The organism is Saccharospirillum sp. (genome assembly GCF_039982735.1).
Taxonomy (GTDB): Bacteria; Pseudomonadota; Gammaproteobacteria; order Pseudomonadales; family Natronospirillaceae; genus Saccharospirillum.
The window spans coordinates 63,415-82,918 of sequence record NZ_JBDWXV010000025.1 but is presented as its reverse complement, the minus strand read 5'-3'; the positions used below and the strand labels follow the sequence as shown (position 1 = coordinate 82,918).

Genomic DNA, 19,504 nt, shown 5'->3' with positions numbered 1-19,504 from the left:
AGAATGAATTCTATGAATCAACTGCCATTAGAAAAATGAATACTGGCCATGAACCTCGATAAGCTGGATCTGAACTTGCTGGTCGTCATGCGCGTGCTCGACGAATGCCGCTCCACCACTAAGGCTGCCGAGCGATTGCACGTGTCGCAGCCGGCCGTCAGCCATGCCCTGAAGCGACTTCGTCAACATTTTGATGACCCGGTGTTCGAACGTCGGGGTCGAACGCTGGTGCCTACCGCGCAAACTCAGCGCTTACTGGCCGAGACTGCGGGTCCCTGGCGCCAGTTGCACAAAGCCCTGACCGGGTTGGACCGGTTTGAGCCGCAAACCAGTGAGCAGTCATTTGTGATTGGTTTGAACAACGCTTTCGAAAACGTGATGCTGCCTGCGCTGATGGCTCGCGTGGCCGAACAGGCGCCCTCGGTTCGCATGGCCGGGCAGGCGATTTCGCGGTCTGCTCTGGTTGAAGAGCTGGTGAATGCTAATCTGGATTTAGCGATTGATGCCTCGGTGCACGTGAGCGATCAAATTGTGCAGCAAGCCTTATTGGCGTCCGACTATGTGGTGATGGGGCGGCCCGGTCATCAGGCGCTGCTATCCGATATCTCTGTTGATAGGTACCTTGCCAGTAGGCACGTACTGGTCTCACGGCGCACCGATGGCCCTGGCCTGGAGGACGACTGGCTGCACCGGCACGGCCACCGGCGCGTGCCAGCCGTTCGGTGCCAAAGCCTGTGGACGGCCTGTCAGGTGGTGGCCACTACCGACTGTCTGCTCACGGTACCTCGCCTGTTTCTGCAACAAGCGCTGCAAATTCAGCCCTTTTCCATTACGCCTTTTCCACTGCCGGGACTGCAGCTGTCGGTGTATCTTTACTGGCACCGTTCGCGTGACTCTGACCCGGCGAATCGTTGGTTGCGCGCTGAGGTTGTGCACAGCTTGTCGGGTTTGACGAACGCATGATTCGGCCATTTCGATCACGAAGCCCGAAGCCCAATCGCCATTGGGGTTACCTGAGAAGCTCCATTAGACAGAGTGCCACCATGGCCGTAAGAAGCGAACGAACAGTGGTCTCTCCTATCCTGGCACCCGGGTTTTTCATCGTGGTGGATTCTCACAGGTGTCCCGACTTATAGTGGGGTGTGTGCGATGTCTTTAATCAGCTATGCAGGTGAATCAATGACGGGACTGGATCTCGATTTTGTACGCGCGCAATTTCCGGCATTCAGCGAACCCTCTCTCGCTGACCAGCCCTTTTTCGAAAATGCAGGCGGTTCCTATGCCTGTCAGCAAGTCATCGACCGGTTGACCGCGTACTATCACCAGAACAAAGTTCAGCCCTATCATTTACACCCGGTGGCACAGCAAGCCGGTGCGCTGATGGATCAGTCCCATCAGCGCTTTGCCGAGTACCTGAATGTCACCGCCGATGAAGTGCATTTTGGTCCGTCCACGTCGCAAAATACCTACGTGCTGGCTCAGGCGTTTGCGAACTGGTTGAAGCCGGGCGATGAAGTGATAGTGACCAATCAGGATCATGAAGCCAACATTGGCGTATGGCGTCAGCTTGGATACAAGGGGGTTGTCATCCGCGAGTGGCAGGTGAAGGCGGAGACCGGTGAGCTGGACGTCGGTGATCTCGATACGCTGATCACCGGGAAAACCAAACTGTTGGCCTTTCCGCATTGCTCCAATATTGTGGCTCACATTAACCCGGTTTCTGTCATTTGTGCTAAAGCGAAACAGGCGGGGGTATACACGGTAGTAGATGGCGTTTCCTATGCCGGTCATGGCTTCCCGGACATTGATGAACTGGGTGCGGACATGTATTTATTCTCGCTCTATAAAACCTTTGGGCCGCATCAGGGCGTGATGGTGGTTCGCCAGGCCCTTGCCGACACGCTCGGCAACCAGGCGCACTATTTTAATGAAGCCTACCCACACAAATGGTTTGTACCGGCCGGGCCGGACCACGCTCAGGTCGCGGCGGCTCAAGGGGTGCTGGATTATTTTGATTCACTCTATGCGCATCATTTTACGGCAGACGCCAATCCGTCAGCTAAAGCGCACCAACTGCACTCGTTATTTTATGCTGCCGAACAACCCTTGCTGGCTCAGTTACTGGCGTTTATTAACGACCATCCAAAGCTGCATCTTGTTGGCCCGGCGGATGCCCGTCAACGAGCCGCTACGGTATCGTTGCTTCACCATCAACACAGCCCTCAGGTGTTGGCGCAATCGCTGATCGACCAGGGTATTCAGTGCGGGGCTGCGCACTTTTATGCCGTACGGTTACTGGAAGCCATGGGCATTGACCCGACAACCGGCGTGTTGCGGTTGTCGTTTGTCCACTACACGAGCCAATCCGAGATGGATCGGTTGCTTCAGGCACTGGACATGGCCAGTCAATAACACAGTTTGAGAGGAACAACGGTGAATGCTCCCCAATGTCACATCAGGCCATACCAGGAATCAGACCGCTCGGCGGTGGTTGAGCTGTGGAAAATCACCGGGCTGACCAAACCCCATAATGACCCGCACAAAGACATCGACCGAAAGCTGAAGGTTGACCCGGAACTGTTTCTGGTTGGCGAGTTAGAAGGCACGCTGGTCGCAACAGCAATGGCCGGGTATGAGGGGCATCGTGGCTGGGTGAACTACCTGGCTGTGCAGCCGGGCCTTCAGGGCACCGGCTATGGCCGGCAATTGATGCTGCGAGTGGAAACGTTGCTCAAAGACAGAGGGTGCCCTAAGGTCAATTTACAAGTCCGCTCCTCCAATGCAGATGTAATCGCGTTTTACCAGGCACTGGGCTATGTTGTTGATCCGGCGGTGAGTCTGGGCAAACGCTTGATTCCCGATATCCGCTGAACTCCGTTCCTGTCAACTTGTCGTCATTCTTGAATTCAATTCACCAATCCCAAGAGTTGGACAGCGCAGGTCTGCACCTGGCGGCCCGATACGCTAGGCTGTGGGATGGCAGATAAGCATCAGGCCCTGGAGGGAGCACGCATGGAAAAGAACTGGATGATATACGGAGCCTACGGCTACAGCGGAGAGCTGATTGCCCGCGAAGCCGTAGCGCGTGGTTTAACGCCGATGCTCGCCGGTCGCAATGAAGACAAGCTGCGCACGCTGGCTCACGAACTGAAGCTGGGGTTTCGGGTATTTGACTTGTCCGATTCGGCCGCCGTGAAACGCGAGTTGGAAGACATGACCCTGGTGCTGCATTGTGCCGGTCCGTTTTCCGCGACCAGCGCACCCATGTTGGAAGGGTGTCTGGCGAGCCAGGCACACTACTTCGACATTACCGGCGAAATGGATGTGTTTGAGCACGCCCACAGCACTCGCATGAATGAACGCGCCCGGGAAGCCGGGATCATCGTCTGCCCGGGTGTGGGCTTCGATGTCGTACCAACCGATTGCCTGGCCGCCCAGCTCAAACAAGCCCTGCCTGACATGACCGAACTCGACCTTGCCTTCAAGGCCGGAGGCCCGATGAGCCCGGGTACTGCCAAAACCTCGGTGGAAGGTATGGCAGGCCTTAGCCGGATTCGCCATAACGGACGCATCGAGGAAACCCCACTGAAAACACGTCGGCTCGATATGGGCCAGGGCGAACGCACGGCGGTCAGCATTCCCTGGGGCGATGTCAGCACGGCTTATCACAGCACCGGCGTGGAAAACGTTGTGGTGTATGTACCGGTGGCGGATCGAACGGTGAAGCGCATGAAACGGTTGCAATCAATGCGCTGGTTGATGGGGCAGCCCTGGGTGCAATCGTTCATGAAGCGTCGCATCGAAAAGAATGTCCCTGGCCCAACCGCCGAACAACGTGCCAGAAGCCGCACCTACCTCTGGGGTGAAGCGCGCAATGCAACGGGTAAGAAAGTGGTAGGCCGGTTTGAAACGCCCAATGGCTACGACCTGACCATCACCGCACCCCTGGCAATGGTAAAGGCGGTGCTGGAACAAGCGGTTACCGGGGCGGGTAGTACAACACCCTCGCAGCTGATGGGGCCGGATTTTGTCTGGTCACTGCCGGACGTCACGCCGCTGGAGCTGACCCGCCTGGGTTGAAAAAACACACAACCTCGAGTAACTTGCCAATGCGCCGGGTGGCAGTCTCACCCGGCGCGTATCTTCCCCTTCCATAAAGCGAGCCCTACGCCAATGAAGTGAACCTGTCTCCAACGGATGTACTCGGTAGTCGAGTTACAGCCAACCTGTCGATGAGCTGTATTACTGAGCTGATTGATCGGTATGGCCTACGTTGAATTGATGGACAGGTGGCGTTCCGGAGTAGCTGGCGTTTTGAGTCGCTGTATTTCCTTTCCCTGGCGGTAAATCCGCATTGCGCGTCACCGGTCCCGTGCCCTCGGGAGGGTTTCTGTGTCTGATCCAATCTGTTTTTTTAATCAACTGACGCTGCAATGGGGCGATGATCCCTTGTGGTCCGGGCTAAGCTCGTCGTTGCCGGCGGGCGTTACCGCACTGGTGGGGCCTAACGGGCATGGCAAATCGGCCTTGCTGGGGGTTCTGGCCGGGCAGTACTCGCCAACCCATGGCCAGGTGACCTGGTCGGTCCCGTTTTACTACCAAACCCAGCTGGACCCTCTGGCCGGGCCCCGGGTGGCCGACGCACTGGGTGTCGCCTCCCTGTTTGATGCCTTTAGCCGGCTGGAACAAGGCGATGCCGAGCCCAGCGATCTGGAACGTGTGGCCGACCACTGGCACCGGCCCGCCGAATGGGCAAAACAACTGGCAGACGCCAGGCTTGAGCCAGACCTGGCGTTGCCGGTTGAGGCGCTGAGCGGCGGTCAGCGTACCCGCCTGGCCTTGTGTCGGGCGCTGATGCTGACCGGTCACTACCTGTTGCTGGATGAGCCCAGCAACCATCTGGACCGTGCCGGGCGGCATTGGCTACAACAGGCACTGGCGCGGCACCCGGGCGGCGCACTGGTGGTCAGCCACGACCGAACCTTATTGCGAGGGGTTGATCGGATTCTGGAGCTGCGCAATGGTCAGCTGGTGGAGTATGGCGGTGGGTTCGACTTGTACCAGGCGCAACGCAACGCACAACTTGCGGCGCAAGAGCAACGGTTGGATCACCTGACTGGCCAGCAGCGAAGGCTGAAGCAACAACAGCAGGCAACGCTTGAGAAAGCGGCCAGCCGACGCCAGCAGGGCATGCAGGAGCGGCGCTCGCATTCTCAGGGAAAACTGTTACTGGGGCTGCGTAAAAACCGCTCGGAACAGACGCAGGCGCGTCTGAGCCAGCAGCAGACCCAGCGTCGCGACGCCCTGAATGAAGAGCGCCAGACGGCTCAGGCCGAGCTTGAGCAATTGCGAACCCAACGGCTGATGATTACCCAGCCGACAGTAACCGGTGCCGTTCAGGTTCACCTGGCGAATCTGCGGTTGCCGTTTGTGAGGCAGCCGGCGCTTGCCTGGACGGTGCACGGTGGTGAACGCTGGCGGGTGACGGGCGCTAATGGGTGTGGCAAGTCTCTGTTGCTTAAATGCCTGGCGGGGTGGATTGAGCCACTGGCTGGCGAGCGAGACGTACGCGGCTCGGTCCGATACCTCGATCAGCATTTCTCGGGACTGGATCCGTCAGCGTCGGCGCTTGAAAACCTGCAACGCGACCAGCCCGAGCGCCCCGCATCCGAGTTACGCACCCAATTGGCCAGCTTGCGCTTGCGTGGCGATCAGGCCTTGCAGCCTGTCGCATCGCTTAGTGGCGGTGAACGGTTAAAGGTTGCGTTGCTGTCGCTACTGAGCCACCAGACGCCGGTCGAATTACTGTTGTTGGATGAACCGGACAACCACCTGGACCTCGACTCGAAGGCCTTGTTGGAGCGGGTGTTGAAGGACTATCGCGGCACCCTGATTCTGGTGACGCACGACGACGCCTTCGCCGATGCGCTGGCGCCATTGTCCGAGTTTACTCTTGAGCAATGATGCCTGCTTTATTAACAGGCAAGTTTTGCATTAGACTATGCTTAATTAATAGTCAGGGTGGTCGTGTCTGCGCGGAACGGCCCCCGCATGCCCGCTGGATAGGAGTCTATCAGTTGTCAACGGTGCGTTTAGACATCCCCGAACCGACCTACAAACCTCATCGAACCATTCACACCGGGGAAGAGTTGACTGCCTTCAGTCAGCTGCGTCGTGGAGATTTCGGACACCTGCATCTGGGGGAGGTACTGGTCGCATCCGGCGTTATCAGTCAGGAGCAACTCAAGCAAGCGCTTGCTGAACAGTCGCGACTTCCTGGTGAGCGACTGGGGACCATACTCGGCGAAAAAGGATGGGCCCGGCCGATCGACATCGTGTCAGCACTGGCCGAATTGCTGACTATTCCGCAAGTTGACCTGGAAACGTTCGACATCGATCCGGCCGTTATCAGTCGAGTGCCTGCCCGTTTTGCCCGTGAACATGGCGTGATGCCACTGCTTGAAGATGACGACCACCTGTACCTGGCCGCGAGTGACCCGACCAATGCTGAGCTGGTTGAGTTGTTACGCTTTATGGTTGGCAAGACCGTTGAGTTGGCCATCGCAACAGAAGAGGCTATTCATACCGCCATCAGCGAGCATTACGACCAGAACGAAGAGCGTGAAGCCCTGGCTGAGTTGCCAGCCGAACAGTCAATGTCCGATGCAACCCGTCAAAAAACGCGGTTCTCGACAAACGTCGACCAGAAAGATCGTCCGATCATTCAACTGGTGCAGAATCTGCTGGCGGATGCCATGACTCGCCGCGCGTCGGATATCCACCTCCGCCCCCGGGAAGATCGTCTGGATCTGCTGTACCGGATAGACGGCACGCTGACGACCATACGCAGCCTCAACAAGCGACTGATGCCGCGCCTGGTCAGTCATATAAAAGTGCTGGGCAACATGAACATCGCAGAGCACCGGCTACCCCAGGACGGGCGCTATCGTCTGACGCAGCATGGCAAAACGATTGACTTGCGGTTATCGGTCATTCCATCGATTCGCGGAGAGAGTGTGGTGATTCGCCTACTCGATACCAATTTTGCGCTAAAGGACCTGCGTTCGCTGGGCTACTCTGCCAACGATGAGACCCGGCTGCGCCATTTGCTGGCCAGGAACCAGGGCATGTTTCTGGTCACCGGCCCGACGGGTTCGGGCAAGTCGACCACCCTGTACACTGCCTTAACCGAGCTGATAAGAACCCACCGTAACATCATCACGGTTGAAGACCCGGTGGAATACCATCTTGATGGCCTGACCCAGATACAGACCAAAGCCGAGATTGGTTATACCTTTGCCCGGGCGTTGCGCCATATACTCCGCCATGACCCGGATATCATCATGGTGGGGGAAATGCGTGATCAGGAAACCGCTAAAATGGCCGTTGAAAGTGCGCTGACGGGCCATCTGGTGCTGAGTACACTGCACACCAACAGCGCTAGCACAACACTGACCCGTATGCTGGAAATCGGCATTGAGCCCTATCTGGTCAACGCTGCCTTGCTGGGCGTCTTGGCGCAGCGTTTGGTGCGCAGGAACTGCTCATTTTGCAAGGAGCCCGAAACCGTAACGGCCGAGGTTCGCTCACTGCTCGGAGTAAATGACGATGAGGTCTTCTACAAGGGCCGGGGTTGCGAGCATTGCCACCATACCGGAGTGAGCGGTCGAGTGGCCGTCTACGAGTTACTGACCGTCTCAGCGTCCCTGCGCGAGCTGATCAAGCCCGGCGTGTCGGCCCAGGCATTGGAAAAGCAGGCAATATCAGACGGCATGACGCCGTTGACCCAACACGCATTAACGCTCGCGCGTCAGGGTGTTATTCCCCTGCTGGAAGTATATGCGGTTCGTCTGGATTGAAAAAAAACCAGTTGAAGAAACGTGCCTGTTAAGCGGTGACAGACCACTGACAACGGTCTTCTCAATCGTTAAACCCTACAAGTGCGTGGAGCTCGATACAAAAACCTGAGGAGACGTGGCGAGACAGTAAAGAGCCTCTGGTCATTGTGACGCACGACGATGTTTTCGCGCTTGGGAATAAGCTGTGGCCGGGTGAGCCGGGCAGGGCTCACTCGTAGGGCGAGATTGACGCTACATTTAACCGATACCCGGCGGTTCCAATATCAGTATCGGTTTTAATGACATCGATGGTGCCTTTGGCCCAGTATGGTTCGAACATGTTGTCGAATGCTACGGGTTCATCGAGCACCACATGAACGATCTGATTGGCCGGGGGTGGCGGGCTATGAATGCAGGCACCGTAGTAGGGCACCAGGAAGAACTCACGGACTTCATCGGCGGCCATTTCGAGCGGAACCAGAAAGCCCGGAATGCGCGCGTCAACGCCGTCGAGTGCCTCGACCATGGGAACATCGGCCATGACCGATTGCAGATCGGAATATAGGCGTTGGGCTTCCGGGTCTTCATCCGTCAGGTCATATATCTCGTAACTCTGCAGATCAATCTTTTCACGCAGCGTGTTGAAATCGAAATCGGCGGGGAGCAGATCGTCCCAGCTTAATTCCTGAAACGCCAGGTCGTCACCGGGGGCAACCGACATCGGGGCGATTTCCGAGCCTTCGGGCGGCTCCAGGGTTTGTTCTTCTTCAGACAGTGACAGGCCAGTTGAGTCGGCTGCGTTTTCAGCTACCACTGGTTCGGCCGGACGATTGGCGATTTCGGCCACACTGGTCTCTTCCTCGGTCTGGCAGGCGACCAGTACAAAGGCCGCTGCTACAGTGACGATGGTAATCAGTGAGTGGTGCGACAAACGGCGGGTAAGGTGCGACAACATGATGGCCCTGTGGTGACGTGTGAATCCGGCGAATGATATGGAGTAACGTTTCAATGATACGCCCCCTGAGCGCGGTGCCAAGGCACGGCATCACATTTTTGCTGGCTCTTTACTTCGCGCCTGTCATGGCCGAGCCATTGCCGCTGGACGCAATAGACACCTGGGCGGAGCACAGCTTCGAAGGTGAGTCCCGGTTTGAATGGCTCGCCGACGAGGCTTGCCTGCGCATGAGGTCTGACAGTACGGCCTCGGCGCGGATTTGGGAGCAGGAAGTTGAACTTGATAGCAACACCCGGATTCGTTGGCGCTGGCGCGCGGAACAGGACATCTCCGGTGTCACCCGGCAGGAAAAACCCGGAGATGATTTTGCCGGCCGCATCTACGTAGCGGTTGAGCACCCGCTGTTTTTCTGGCGTTCCCGGGTGCTGGCCTATGTGCACGCCAGTGAACTGGACATAGATACCCACTGGCCCAACCCCTTTACCGGCCAGTTTCACATGTGGGTGGTCAGCAATGGCGAGCCGGGCGACTGGCACCAGATCGAACGGCGACTCCTTGATGACTGGGAAGAAGCCTTCGGCGACCGGCCCGACCACTTTGACGCCATCGGCCTAATGGCCGATTCTGACAACAGCGGCCAGCAAACCGATTTGTGCCTGGCCGATCTTGAAGTGCAATGACAGTCGGATCTTAAGTTTCGGAGTTTACTGAGGAGACTAGCACCGGGTGCCGGGTATGCCTCTGTGGGGTAGTCCGCAGCATGGACGCTGCGGCCTAGGCTCCATGGAGGGATCTACGCCGACCCCACAGAGGCATACCCGGCATCCGGTGCGGGCCAGCGCCTTTGAGGTGAACCGAACCCCGAAACTTGAGTTGGTTGAGTTAATGAGGAGCCGTAGCTCGATTGGTCACCGTAAATGCGTCAGACAAGGGGCCTTTTCTGGTCCTGCAGCCCAACCGCTCCATGAGCTGGCAAGGCACCATGAAAGTACTGGGCGCCTTACTGGCCGTCTCAACGGTGATTGTCGCCGGTATGGTGTGGATCGGTGCCTGGGTGGTACTGCCGTTCGCCGGGTTGGAATGGCTGGCAGTTGCGGCTGGCCTCATCGTGACCGCCTGGCGTTGCCAGCAGCAGGAAGTACTCTGGTTCGAGGAAGACCGAATCCGTCTGGAACAGGGCGTATACCGTCGGCAGCGCCACTGGGAGGGGCCGAGGCGCTATACCCGGTTGGTGATTTCACCGCCCACTCATCCGCTCGGGCCACCGCAGCTGGCACTCGCCTACCGGGATGACCAGCAGGCGTTTGCGGGGTTTTTAAACCCGGGGGATGTGGCGTTGCTGATCAGCGAATGCCAGCGCCGGGGTATGCTGATAGACCGGCGCGCGGGGAATCAGTAAAGGGATTAAGGGCTTCGGTGATCAGTCCGCCGGGCGCAGCAACGACCAGCCTTCGTAGGTATCGTCGGTCAGTATGTCGCTTAGAAACAGCACTTCAGCGGCATCGCTGCCGAGGTCAGTAATCTCGGCTTTGCGAGTGAACAATTTCTTCTCAACCATCACGTGCTTGGGCAGCGTCACATACCCGGCTTCAACACTGAACTCACCCTCAATATCAAACAGGCGAATGCCCCGGCCATCGCGTCGAACGTCTTCGCGTTTCACAAAGCGATACTCCCCCGGCGCCAGCCGTCCCATCACCGCGTAGGTCTGGTTTTCCACCACCGGCATGCGCAAGCGGTGCTGTTCACCACTGGCAACGTCTTCAACGGTGAACATGAAATCGTATTCCAGCTCGGTATCGCCACGGACTTCGATATCGGCCGCGAAGATCACCAGGCCTTCGTTTTCGCCGGCATAGGGGGCTTTGGTGGGGTTGGAAGAGCAGGCCGCCAGCGTAACAACGGCGAGCAGAATCAGAAGGTTTTTCATGGGTTAACCTGTGGTTATTCGTGTTGGCGCTACAATACCCCATTGCCATAGCACTGGGCAGCCCGTCTGACCCATCTTTTACAGACCCTGCCCGCCATGGCGCTTTCAGCAAAGCGTCAACTTCTCTTGACTACCTGCCTTTCTGGTCTAAGTTGACGTTAACGTCAACGTTAATTAGCCTGCAGCGACTGATCCAGTCACAATAAATCCAACAGGACGGCAGATTCGCTATGAACACCTATCCCGCATTGAACTTCGGCCTGGGCGAGACCCTCGACATGCTGCGCGACACCGTCCGTGATTTCGCGCAGAAAGAAATCGCCCCGCGCGCGGCCGCGATCGACCACGACAACCTCTTCCCGGCCGACCTGTGGCAAAAATTCGGCGACCTGGGCCTGCTCGGCATCACCGTTGACGAAGAACTGGGCGGCACCGGCATGGGTTACCTGGCCCATATGGTCGCCATGGAAGAAATCAGCCGTGCCTCAGCCTCCGTGGGCCTGAGCTACGGCGCCCACTCGAACCTCTGCGTCAACCAGATTCGCCGCAATGGCAGCGCCGACCAGAAAGCCAAATACCTGCCCAAACTGATCAGCGGCGAGCACGTAGGCGCCCTGGCCATGAGTGAACCCGGCGCCGGTTCAGACGTGGTGAGCATGAAACTGAAAGCCGAACACAAAGGCGACCACTACCTGCTCAACGGCAACAAGATGTGGATCACCAACGGCCCGGACGCCGATGTACTGGTGGTTTATGCCAAAACCGACCCGGCTGGCGGCAAGCGTGGCATCACCGCTTTTCTGATCGAAAAAGACTTCCCCGGATTCAGCACCGCCCAGAAACTCGACAAACTCGGCATGCGCGGCAGCAACACCTGCGAACTGGTGTTTGTCGACTGCAAAGTGCCGGTCGAAAACGTCATGGGCAAAGAGGGCGATGGCGTAAAAATCCTGATGAGTGGCCTCGACTACGAACGCGCGGTGCTCGCCGCCGGCCCGGTCGGCATCATGCAAGCCTGCCTCGACGTTGTATTGCCCTACGTGCACGAACGCGAACAGTTCGGCCAGCCCATCGGCGAGTTCCAGCTGGTGCAGGGCAAAGTCGCGGACATGTACACCCGCCTGAACGCCTGCCGCGCCTACGTCTATGCGGTCGGTGCGGCCTGCGACCGCGGAGAAACTGCCCGCAAAGACGCCGCCGGCGCCATCCTCTACGCCGCGGAGAACGCCACCCAGGCAGCGCTGGATGCCATTCAGGTACTCGGCGGCAACGGCTACATCAACGAATACCCAACCGGCCGCCTGCTGCGCGACGCCAAACTCTACGAGATCGGCGCGGGCACCAGCGAGATCCGTCGCATGCTCATCGGCCGGGAATTGTTCAACGAGACACGTTGAGGTTTGGTGGCATTGGTTGCTGCGGTGGTTGAATTGCGGCTTGGTTAGCGTTGTGGCAGAAGTCGCTCTGGAGGTCGGGTACGGCCCTGGCGGGTCGCTGCAAGTACCTCCATGTAAGCTCGGCGGTCCCCATCCATGGGGACCGACGCCCCGCCAGCACCGCACCCGACCCCCAGAGCTGGTCCACAGTGGTTTCAGAATCACTTGGAAAAAGACTAAAGGTCGAATTGGTTGAACTTGAGTTAAACAGTGAGACAAGTGGCGGGCACCGGGTAGGTCCTTCCGGGGAAGTCCGCAACATGGATGTTGCGGTCTAGGCCCCATGGACGGGTTGAGTGGGCGGCATCCCGCACGACCCCGGAAGGGCCTACCCGGTGCCCGGCACGCATTTCAGGCAACCATGTAGATTCAACCGGTTAGCCGGATTAGCAAACTCCTGGCGCCGAGCGCAGGCAAGATGAATAAAAACGACAGGCAATATTTCATGACAGTACAGTCCGATTTTGGGTTAAGTGATATTCAGGTCATGATGCGTGATGCGGCGCGGGCCTTTGCGCGCGAGCAATTGAAACCGCATTCGGCTGATTGGGATCGCAGTGGTGAGCATCCGGTTGAAGTGATTCGGGCCATGGGTCAGCAGGGGTTTTATGGGCTGACTGTGCCGGAAGAGCTTGGGGGTGTGGATGCGGGGTATTTGACCCTGGCGCTCGTGGTTGAAGAAATTGCCCGGGGTGATGGGGCTTTGTCGACCATTACCTCTGTTATGAATTCAGTGGTGTGTGGACCCTTGCTTGGGTTTGGGTCTGCGGAACAAAAACAGCAATGGCTGGTACCGTTGGCCAGTGGTGAAAAACTGGGTGCGTTTTGTCTGACTGAGCCACAGGCCGGGTCGGATGCCTCGGCGTTGAAAACCCGGGCGATTAAAACCGACAGTGGTTGGGTGTTGAATGGCACCAAGCAGTTTATTACCAATGGCGCGATTGCCGACCTTGCCATTGTGTTTGCGGTGACGGACCCGGCGGCGGGTAAGAAAGGCATCAGCGCGTTTCTCGTGCCAACGGACTTGCCCGGTTACGAGGTGAGCCGGGTTGAAGAAAAAATGGGGCAACGGGCGTCGGATACGGCTCAGCTGACTTTTAATGATCTTGCTTTGCCTGCGGATGCTTTGCTGGGCAATGAAGGTCAGGGGTATTCGATTGCCCTCGGTAATCTCGAAGGTGGTCGTATTGGCATTGCTGCGCAGTGCGTGGGTATGGCGCAGGCGGCGCATGAAGTGGCCTGTGCCTACGCTCAGGAACGCACCAGTTTTAGTGAGCCTTTAATGACGTATCAGGCTGTGAGTTTTCGCCTGGCGAACATGGCCACGCAAATTGAGGCGGCGCGCCAACTGGTGTGGCATGCGGCGCGGCTGAAAGACGCCGGTTTACCTTGCTTGCGCGAAGCCGCCATGGCCAAAGTGTTTGCCAGCGAGATGGCCGAAAAAGTCTGTTCCGATGCGCTGCAGACACTGGGCGGCTATGGTTACCTGAATGATTTCCCGCTGGAGCAGATTGCCCGTGATGTGCGGGTGACCAAAATCTACGAAGGCACCAGCGACATTCAGAATTTAATTATCGTTCGATCCATTGAGGAGCGTGGCGCATGAGCCGGATTCAATCGCGTATCGACGTGCGCGGCGAACAGTTTCAGCGACAGGACAAAGCGAACCGCGACCTGCGTGACCAACTTCAAAAACGGTTGCACCAGGTTGAGCTCGGCGGTGGTGAAGGCCCGCGTGCCAAACACCTGGCTCGGGGCAAGCGCCTGCCTCGCGAACGCATCGAGCGTTTGCTGGATGCCGGTTCTCCGTTTCTGGAAATTGCGCCGCTGGCGGCCTGGGGGCTATATGAAAACGCCGTGCCCAGCGCAGGTGTCATCGCAGGAATTGGCCGGGTGGAAGGCATCGACTGTTTGATCGTCGCAAACGACGCAACGGTTAAAGGCGGCACCTATTACCCGATGACGGTAAAGAAACACTTGCGGGCTCAGGCCATTGCCGCTGAAAACCGGTTGCCCTGTATTTACCTCGTCGATAGCGGCGGTGCCTATTTACCACTGCAAGATGAAGTCTTCCCCGATCGCGAGCATTTTGGTCGCATCTTTTTCAACCAGGCCAATCTGTCGGCTCAGGGAATTCCCCAGCTTGCGGTGGTTATGGGTTCCTGCACTGCGGGCGGCGCTTACGTACCGGCCATGTGTGACCAAAGCATCATCGTGCGCGACCAGGGCACGATTTTCCTCGGCGGTCCGCCACTGGTAAAAGCCGCCACCGGCGAAGAAGTCTCGGCCGAAGATCTGGGCGGCGGTGATGTACACGCACGCACCAGTGGCGTCGCTGATTACCTGGCCGACAACGATGATCATGCGCTGGTGCAAGCCCGCCAGGCCGTGCGCCACTTTAACTGGCCTGCAAAACCGGAGCGTGGTTTGCAGCCAGCCGAGCCACCAGCCTACCCGGCCGAAGAAATATACGGTCTGATCCCCGACGATACCCGAACACCCATTGACGCCCGTGAACTGATCGCCCGCATTGTCGATGGCTCAAGGCTGGATGAATTCAAAGCTCTGTATGGCACTACTCTGGTGTGCGGTTTTGCCCATATCGAAGGCCAGCCGGTCGGCATTCTCGCCAACAACGGAATTCTGTTTTCGGAATCGGCATTAAAAGGCGCGCACTTTATTGAGCTGTGCAATCAGCGCGACATTCCGCTGGTCTTTTTGCAAAACATCAGCGGCTTTATGGTCGGCAAGAAATACGAAAACGGCGGCATCGCCAAAGACGGCGCAAAACTCGTCACCGCCGTGGCCTGCGCTAAAGTGCCCAAATACACCATCATCACCGGCGGCAGTTTCGGCGCTGGTAACTACGGCATGTGCGGGCGCGCCTACGACCCCAGGTTCCTGTGGACCTGGCCTAATGCGCGTATTTCAGTGATGGGTGGTGAACAGGCTGCGAACGTTTTGGCCACTGTAAAAGCCGACCAGAAAGCGGCGGCAGGCGAGCCGATGACCGAAGCGGAGTTGGCCGATTTCAAAGCGCCGATTCAGGCGCAATACGAAACCCAGGGCGATCCTTACTACGCCACGGGTCGACTCTGGGATGACGGAGTCATCGACCCGGCCGACACCCGTGCCGTGCTTGCACTGGCACTATCGGCCAGCCGCAATGCACCAACAGAACAAACACGCTATGGCGTGTTCAGAATGTAATTGACGCAAGTTTCGGAGGCTCGTTTAGCTGATGTATCAGGAGCCCGTGCCAGACACCGGGTGTGCCTCTCCGGGGTCGTGCGGGATGCCGCCCACTCAACCCATCCATGGGGCCTAGGCCGCAACATCCATGTTGCGGACTTCCCCGGATAGACACACCCGACATCTGGCACTCAGCTATCGGCCAACTCTGAAACTTGAAGGATTAAGACAGGAGTTGTTATGCAGGCATTAACTGTTCGACACGAAGGCGTCGTTGCTTATCTGACATTGAATCGGCCCGAGGTTCGTAACGCCTTTGGTGCGGAACTGATTGCTGAATTGACGCATCAGATCGACTCGCTGGATGCTAACCCGGCGGTTCGAGTGTTGGTGCTGCAAGCCGAAGGCAAGCATTTCAGTGCCGGTGCCGATTTGAACTGGATGCGAGCGATGAAAGATCACACCGAAACCGAAAACAGGGACGATGCGCGCAAGCTGGCAACGCTGATGCAGAAACTCGATGCCTGTCGCAAACCGCTGGTGGGGGTTACCCAGGGGGCAGCCATGGGTGGTGGCGTTGGCTTGCTCGCTTGTTGTGACATTGTGCTGGCCACCAAGAATGCGTTTTTTGCACTGAGCGAAGTTCGGCTTGGTTTGACCCCAGCGACCATTTCGCCTTTTGTGGTGCGAGCCATGGGCGCACGGCAGGCACGCCGGTATTTCCAGACGGGTGAACGTTTCACTGCCCAACAGGCCTGCGCCATGGGCCTGGTGCACGAAGTCGTGGATGAAGAAGACTTAACCACCGAACTGTCGCGCCTGCTTAGCGATCTGACCGCTGGTGGCCCCGAAGCGCAGGCCATGGCCAAGACCCTGGTAAAAGACGTCGCTCAGCGCCCGGTTGATGACGCGTTGATGGACGAACTGGCCGAGCGCATTGGCCGCCAGCGCGTCGGTACCGAAGGCCAGGAAGGGCTGACCGCCTTTCTCGACAAGCGCAACCCGAACTGGATTGAACCCTCATGAAACGCATACACCGTTTACTCATCGCCAACCGCGGTGAAATTGCGCGCCGCATTCAACGCAGCGCTCGCGCGCTTGGCATTGAAACCGTTGCGGTTTATTCCGACGCCGATCGCAACGCCCTGCATGTGCGCGAGGCTGACCAGGCCATCTGCCTCGGTGGCGCGACCGCGAGCCAGAGTTATTTGAATCGGGATGCCTTGCTGGCAGCGGTGCGCGATACCGGTGCCGATGCCGTGCACCCGGGCTATGGTTTCTTGTCGGAAGACGCCGACTTCGCCGAGGCCGTGACTGAAGCCGGCATCGCCTGGGTCGGGCCACCGCCTGCTGCGATGCGTGCCATGGCCTCGAAAGCCGCCGCCAAGCAAACGCTGGAACCGCGCGGCGTGCCGATGATTCCCGGCTACCACGGCGATGACCAAAGCGATGCCCGACTGCTCGAAGAAGCCGAACGCATCGGCTTCCCGTTGCTGGTAAAGGCCTCGGCCGGGGGCGGTGGCAAGGGCATGCGTGTGGTTGAAAAACTTGAGTTGGTTGCCGATGCCCTGGAAAGTGCCCGCCGCGAAGCGCGCAATGCGTTTGGCGATGACCGCCTGTTGCTGGAACGTTATCTGGTTAACCCGCGCCATGTTGAAGTGCAAATCATGGCCGATACGCACGGCAACGTCTGGTCGCTGTTTGAACGCGACTGTTCGTTGCAACGGCGCCACCAGAAAGTGGTCGAAGAAGCCCCGGCTCCAACATTGAATGACGAGACCCGCCACGCCATGTGGAAGGCCGCCGAAGTCGCAGCTTCCAGCATTGGATATGTCGGCGCGGGCACGGTTGAATACATCGTTGATGCCAGTGGCGACTTCTTCTTTCTGGAAATGAACACCCGCCTGCAAGTCGAACACCCGGTCACCGAATGCATCACCGGGCTCGACCTGGTTGCGCTGCAACTGCGCGTCGCCGAAGGCGAGCCGTTGCCGGAAGAGCGTCCGTCACACCCGGCAGGCCATGCCTTTGAAGTGCGCCTCTACGCCGAAGACCCGGATCAGGATTTTCGCCCGACCACCGGAACTCTCAGCCATGTCGTCTGGCCCCGGGGTCTGGGTGTGCGCATCGATACCGGCATCGAAAGTGGCAGCGAGGTGTCGCCCTTTTACGACCCCATGCTGGCCAAACTCATCGTACACGGCGCCAACCGGGATGAAGCCCTGGCCCGACTGAACCGAGCTCTGGCAGAAACCCGGCTGGTCGGCCTTACTACGAATCTGAACTTTCTGCGTCGCCTCTGCGCTGCCACCGATGTCGCTGATTTCAACATTCACACCCACTGGATCGAAGCCCACCGCGACCTTTGGCAACACCAGCCCGACCAACCGGCTTGTTGGTCCGCCCTGGCCGCCAGCGTGGTGCAGAATCATCAGGATGCGGGTCATACTGACCCCTGGCAGCGGCTTTCCGGCTGGCGCCGGTTTCAGCAACGACGCTGGTTGTACAACCGCAGCGAAACCGAGCAATGCCTGGTCACCGAACACCAGGGCGTCTGGCGAGCGCATTGCGCCACTGAAACGCTGACTCTGAGTGACGTTACCGTCGAGCATCTGGGTGACGGGCATTTCCGCCTGCAAGGCAGAGAAGGTCAGCACCGTTGTCAGCTGGACGCCTGGCCCGATGCTACCGGAATTGAAGTTGACGACGGCCACAGTCGCTGGCACCAGGTTTGGTGGCAGGCTGAAGCTGCCCATGAGGATGGCCAGGGCGGCGATGGACAGGTTAAAGCATTGATGCCTGGCACCGTGACCGCAGTGCACCAGAAGGCAGGGGCTCAGGTAAAACGCGGTGACAAGATCCTGTCGATGGAAGCCATGAAAATGGAAACCACCCTGACCGCGCCTGTAGACGGCACTCTGGTGCAATGCTCGCTCCTAGTGGGCGACCGGGTTGAAGACGGCCAGGTGCTGTTTGTCGTGGACCCTGAAGAGGAGGTCGCCGCATGAGCAGACCCGCGGTAAATCTCGTTGAAGTTGGGCCGCGTGACGGCCTGCAAAATGAATCGACCCCCCTGTCGGTCGCTGACCGGCTAGAGCTGATTCGCCGGTTGGTCGAGGCCGGCTTAACGAGCGTGGAGGCAGGCAGTTTCGTTTCGCCCAAATGGGTCCCGCAAATGAGTGGAACCGACCAGGTCCTGGCTGGACTTGATCTAAACAGCGTCGAGCGCTACCCGGTACTGGTCCCGAACCTGAAAGGCTGGGAAGCTGCCCGGGCCTCCGGCGCGAAAGACATCGCCATATTCGGGGCCGCCAGTGAGACCTTCAGCCAGAAAAACATCAACTGCTCCATCAAAGAGAGCCTGGCCCGCTTCAAACCGGTAGCCGAACAGGCACTGGCCGCCGACGTCCGCGTACGCGGCTACGTCAGCTGCCTGGTCGCGTGCCCCTACGAAGGCGAGATCACCCCGGCGCAGGTGCTGCCGGTGGTCCGCGCCCTGTTCGATATGGGCTGCTACGAAGTCAGCCTGGGCGACACCATCGGTCGCGGCACGCCACGCCAAATCAAAGCCGTACTTAAGGCCCTTCTGGCCGAACACGATGCTGACCAACTGGCCCTGCACTGTCACGACACCTACGGCATGGCCGCCGCCAACATCATGGCTGGTTTGGACCTCGGCATTCGCACCTTCGACAGCAGCGCCGGCGGCGCCGGCGGCTGCCCCTATGCGCCCGGGGCCAGCGGCAATGTGGCAACCGAAGAAGTGGTCTACCTTCTGGAAAACGAGGGCTTCGATACCGGCGTCGACCTTGAGGAGCTGGCGGCTACAGGTCGGTGGTTGTTTGAAAAGCTTGGCAAGCCCGTGCCTTCCAAGGTTAATCAGGCTATGGGTTGAGGTCCGTGGCTCGTCGTTGAGCTGCCGGGAGGTTTTGTCGGGATACCGGGTGCACCTTTTGCGGACACGCCGTAAACCCATCCTTGGGGGCTCGTAGATCACATCCATGTGATCTCACGGTCCGCAAAAGGTGCACCCGGTATCCCTAAAGCTGCCGAAGTGGTTTCAAACTGGATAAAGAACAATGACAGTGCAGCGAGGTTGAGTTTGAGCCAGTTTTAAATGGGTTTCCGGCTTAACCACCCAAGACCAGCGATG

At 58.5% G+C, this 19,504-nt stretch carries 16 protein-coding genes; 14 read left to right on the top strand and 2 right to left on the bottom strand.

Going from position 1 to position 19,504, the window contains the following annotated elements:
- Window positions 1–48 precede the first annotated feature (48 nt).
- The 6 genes from ABJT94_RS20655 (at window position 49) to ABJT94_RS20630 (ending at window position 7,859) form a co-directional block, all read left to right on the top strand.
- Entirely contained in the window at window positions 49–963 is a 915-nt protein-coding gene (locus ABJT94_RS20655) for a LysR family transcriptional regulator (protein WP_348476645.1), read from the top strand.
- A 216-nt stretch (window positions 964–1,179) separates the two neighbouring features.
- Window positions 1,180–2,412, top strand: coding sequence for an aminotransferase class V-fold PLP-dependent enzyme (locus ABJT94_RS20650; protein WP_348476644.1), 1,233 nt, complete (start codon window positions 1,180–1,182; stop codon window positions 2,410–2,412).
- 21 nt (window positions 2,413–2,433) lie between these two features.
- On the top strand, window positions 2,434–2,871 hold the full coding sequence (locus ABJT94_RS20645) for a GNAT family acetyltransferase (RefSeq protein ID WP_348476643.1): 438 nt from the start codon (window positions 2,434–2,436) through the stop codon (window positions 2,869–2,871).
- Window positions 2,872–3,012: 141 nt separating this feature from the next.
- On the top strand, window positions 3,013–4,080 hold the full coding sequence (locus ABJT94_RS20640; RefSeq protein ID WP_348476642.1) for a saccharopine dehydrogenase NADP-binding domain-containing protein: 1,068 nt from the start codon (window positions 3,013–3,015) through the stop codon (window positions 4,078–4,080).
- A 312-nt stretch (window positions 4,081–4,392) separates the two neighbouring features.
- Complete coding sequence (locus ABJT94_RS20635; protein ID WP_348476641.1) at window positions 4,393–5,964, top strand: ABC-F family ATP-binding cassette domain-containing protein; 1,572 nt, start codon at window positions 4,393–4,395, stop codon at window positions 5,962–5,964.
- Between the two features lie 122 nt (window positions 5,965–6,086).
- The gene (locus tag ABJT94_RS20630; protein ID WP_348476719.1) at window positions 6,087–7,859 is read left to right on the top strand and encodes an ATPase, T2SS/T4P/T4SS family; all 1,773 of its coding nucleotides are present in this window, start codon (window positions 6,087–6,089) and stop codon (window positions 7,857–7,859) included.
- A gap of 208 nt (window positions 7,860–8,067) precedes the next feature.
- Here the strand turns inward: ABJT94_RS20630 and ABJT94_RS20625 are convergent, their stop codons facing one another.
- Window positions 8,068–8,793: a DUF3299 domain-containing protein gene (locus ABJT94_RS20625; protein WP_348476640.1), complete on the bottom strand. Its 726-nt coding sequence runs from the start codon at window positions 8,791–8,793 to the stop codon at window positions 8,068–8,070.
- A 53-nt stretch (window positions 8,794–8,846) separates the two neighbouring features.
- On the opposite strand from ABJT94_RS20625, the gene ABJT94_RS20620 reads away from it, so the two are divergent.
- Together ABJT94_RS20620 and ABJT94_RS20615 are read left to right on the top strand one after the other, a co-directional pair.
- Window positions 8,847–9,473, top strand: coding sequence for a DUF3047 domain-containing protein (locus ABJT94_RS20620; protein WP_348476639.1), 627 nt, complete (start codon window positions 8,847–8,849; stop codon window positions 9,471–9,473).
- Window positions 9,474–9,697: 224 nt separating this feature from the next.
- Window positions 9,698–10,192, top strand: coding sequence for a DUF2244 domain-containing protein (locus ABJT94_RS20615; protein ID WP_348476637.1), 495 nt, complete (start codon window positions 9,698–9,700; stop codon window positions 10,190–10,192).
- A gap of 21 nt (window positions 10,193–10,213) precedes the next feature.
- On the opposite strand, the gene ABJT94_RS20610 is transcribed toward ABJT94_RS20615, so the two are convergent.
- Complete coding sequence (locus tag ABJT94_RS20610; protein ID WP_348476636.1) at window positions 10,214–10,723, bottom strand: hypothetical protein; 510 nt, start codon at window positions 10,721–10,723, stop codon at window positions 10,214–10,216.
- Between the two features lie 230 nt (window positions 10,724–10,953).
- Between ABJT94_RS20610 and ABJT94_RS20605 the strand changes: the two genes are divergently transcribed.
- From ABJT94_RS20605 to ABJT94_RS20580, 6 genes are all read left to right on the top strand, one after another.
- A complete protein-coding gene (locus tag ABJT94_RS20605) occupies window positions 10,954–12,120 on the top strand; it encodes an isovaleryl-CoA dehydrogenase (RefSeq protein ID WP_348476635.1) in 1,167 nt (388 codons plus the stop codon).
- Between the two features lie 484 nt (window positions 12,121–12,604).
- On the top strand, window positions 12,605–13,765 hold the full coding sequence (locus tag ABJT94_RS20600; RefSeq protein ID WP_348476634.1) for an acyl-CoA dehydrogenase family protein: 1,161 nt from the start codon (window positions 12,605–12,607) through the stop codon (window positions 13,763–13,765).
- A complete protein-coding gene (locus ABJT94_RS20595) occupies window positions 13,762–15,369 on the top strand; it encodes a carboxyl transferase domain-containing protein (protein WP_348476633.1) in 1,608 nt (535 codons plus the stop codon). Before ABJT94_RS20600 ends, ABJT94_RS20595 begins: the two co-directional genes overlap by 4 nt.
- Before the next feature lie 222 nt (window positions 15,370–15,591).
- Window positions 15,592–16,377: an enoyl-CoA hydratase/isomerase family protein gene (locus ABJT94_RS20590; RefSeq protein WP_348476632.1), complete on the top strand. Its 786-nt coding sequence runs from the start codon at window positions 15,592–15,594 to the stop codon at window positions 16,375–16,377.
- The gene (locus ABJT94_RS20585) at window positions 16,374–18,359 is read left to right on the top strand and encodes a biotin carboxylase N-terminal domain-containing protein (RefSeq protein WP_348476631.1); all 1,986 of its coding nucleotides are present in this window, start codon (window positions 16,374–16,376) and stop codon (window positions 18,357–18,359) included. Before ABJT94_RS20590 ends, ABJT94_RS20585 begins: the two co-directional genes overlap by 4 nt.
- Window positions 18,356–19,246 carry a hydroxymethylglutaryl-CoA lyase gene (locus ABJT94_RS20580; protein WP_348476630.1) on the top strand — a complete coding sequence of 297 codons (891 nt, stop codon included), beginning with the start codon at window positions 18,356–18,358 and terminating at the stop codon, window positions 19,244–19,246. Before ABJT94_RS20585 ends, ABJT94_RS20580 begins: the two co-directional genes overlap by 4 nt.
- Window positions 19,247–19,504: the final 258 nt, after the last annotated feature.

What these genes read in the sequence shown, in the direction of transcription:
- ABJT94_RS20655 (WP_348476645.1), top strand. Translation starts at nt 49, where the DNA reads ATGAACCTCGATAAGCTGGATCTGAACTTGCTGGTCGTCATGCGCGTG.
- ABJT94_RS20640 (WP_348476642.1), top strand. Translation starts at nt 3,013, where the DNA reads ATGGAAAAGAACTGGATGATATACGGAGCCTACGGCTACAGCGGAGAG.
- ABJT94_RS20595 (WP_348476633.1), top strand. Translation starts at nt 13,762, where the DNA reads ATGAGCCGGATTCAATCGCGTATCGACGTGCGCGGCGAACAGTTTCAG.
- ABJT94_RS20580 (WP_348476630.1), top strand. Translation starts at nt 18,356, where the DNA reads ATGAGCAGACCCGCGGTAAATCTCGTTGAAGTTGGGCCGCGTGACGGC.
- ABJT94_RS20585 (WP_348476631.1), top strand. Translation starts at nt 16,374, where the DNA reads ATGAAACGCATACACCGTTTACTCATCGCCAACCGCGGTGAAATTGCG.
- ABJT94_RS20625 (WP_348476640.1), bottom strand. Translation starts at nt 8,793, where the DNA reads ATGTTGTCGCACCTTACCCGCCGTTTGTCGCACCACTCACTGATTACC.
- ABJT94_RS20650 (WP_348476644.1), top strand. Translation starts at nt 1,180, where the DNA reads ATGACGGGACTGGATCTCGATTTTGTACGCGCGCAATTTCCGGCATTC.
- ABJT94_RS20620 (WP_348476639.1), top strand. Translation starts at nt 8,847, where the DNA reads ATGATACGCCCCCTGAGCGCGGTGCCAAGGCACGGCATCACATTTTTG.
- ABJT94_RS20600 (WP_348476634.1), top strand. Translation starts at nt 12,605, where the DNA reads ATGACAGTACAGTCCGATTTTGGGTTAAGTGATATTCAGGTCATGATG.
- ABJT94_RS20605 (WP_348476635.1), top strand. Translation starts at nt 10,954, where the DNA reads ATGAACACCTATCCCGCATTGAACTTCGGCCTGGGCGAGACCCTCGAC.
- ABJT94_RS20610 (WP_348476636.1), bottom strand. Translation starts at nt 10,723, where the DNA reads ATGAAAAACCTTCTGATTCTGCTCGCCGTTGTTACGCTGGCGGCCTGC.
- ABJT94_RS20590 (WP_348476632.1), top strand. Translation starts at nt 15,592, where the DNA reads ATGCAGGCATTAACTGTTCGACACGAAGGCGTCGTTGCTTATCTGACA.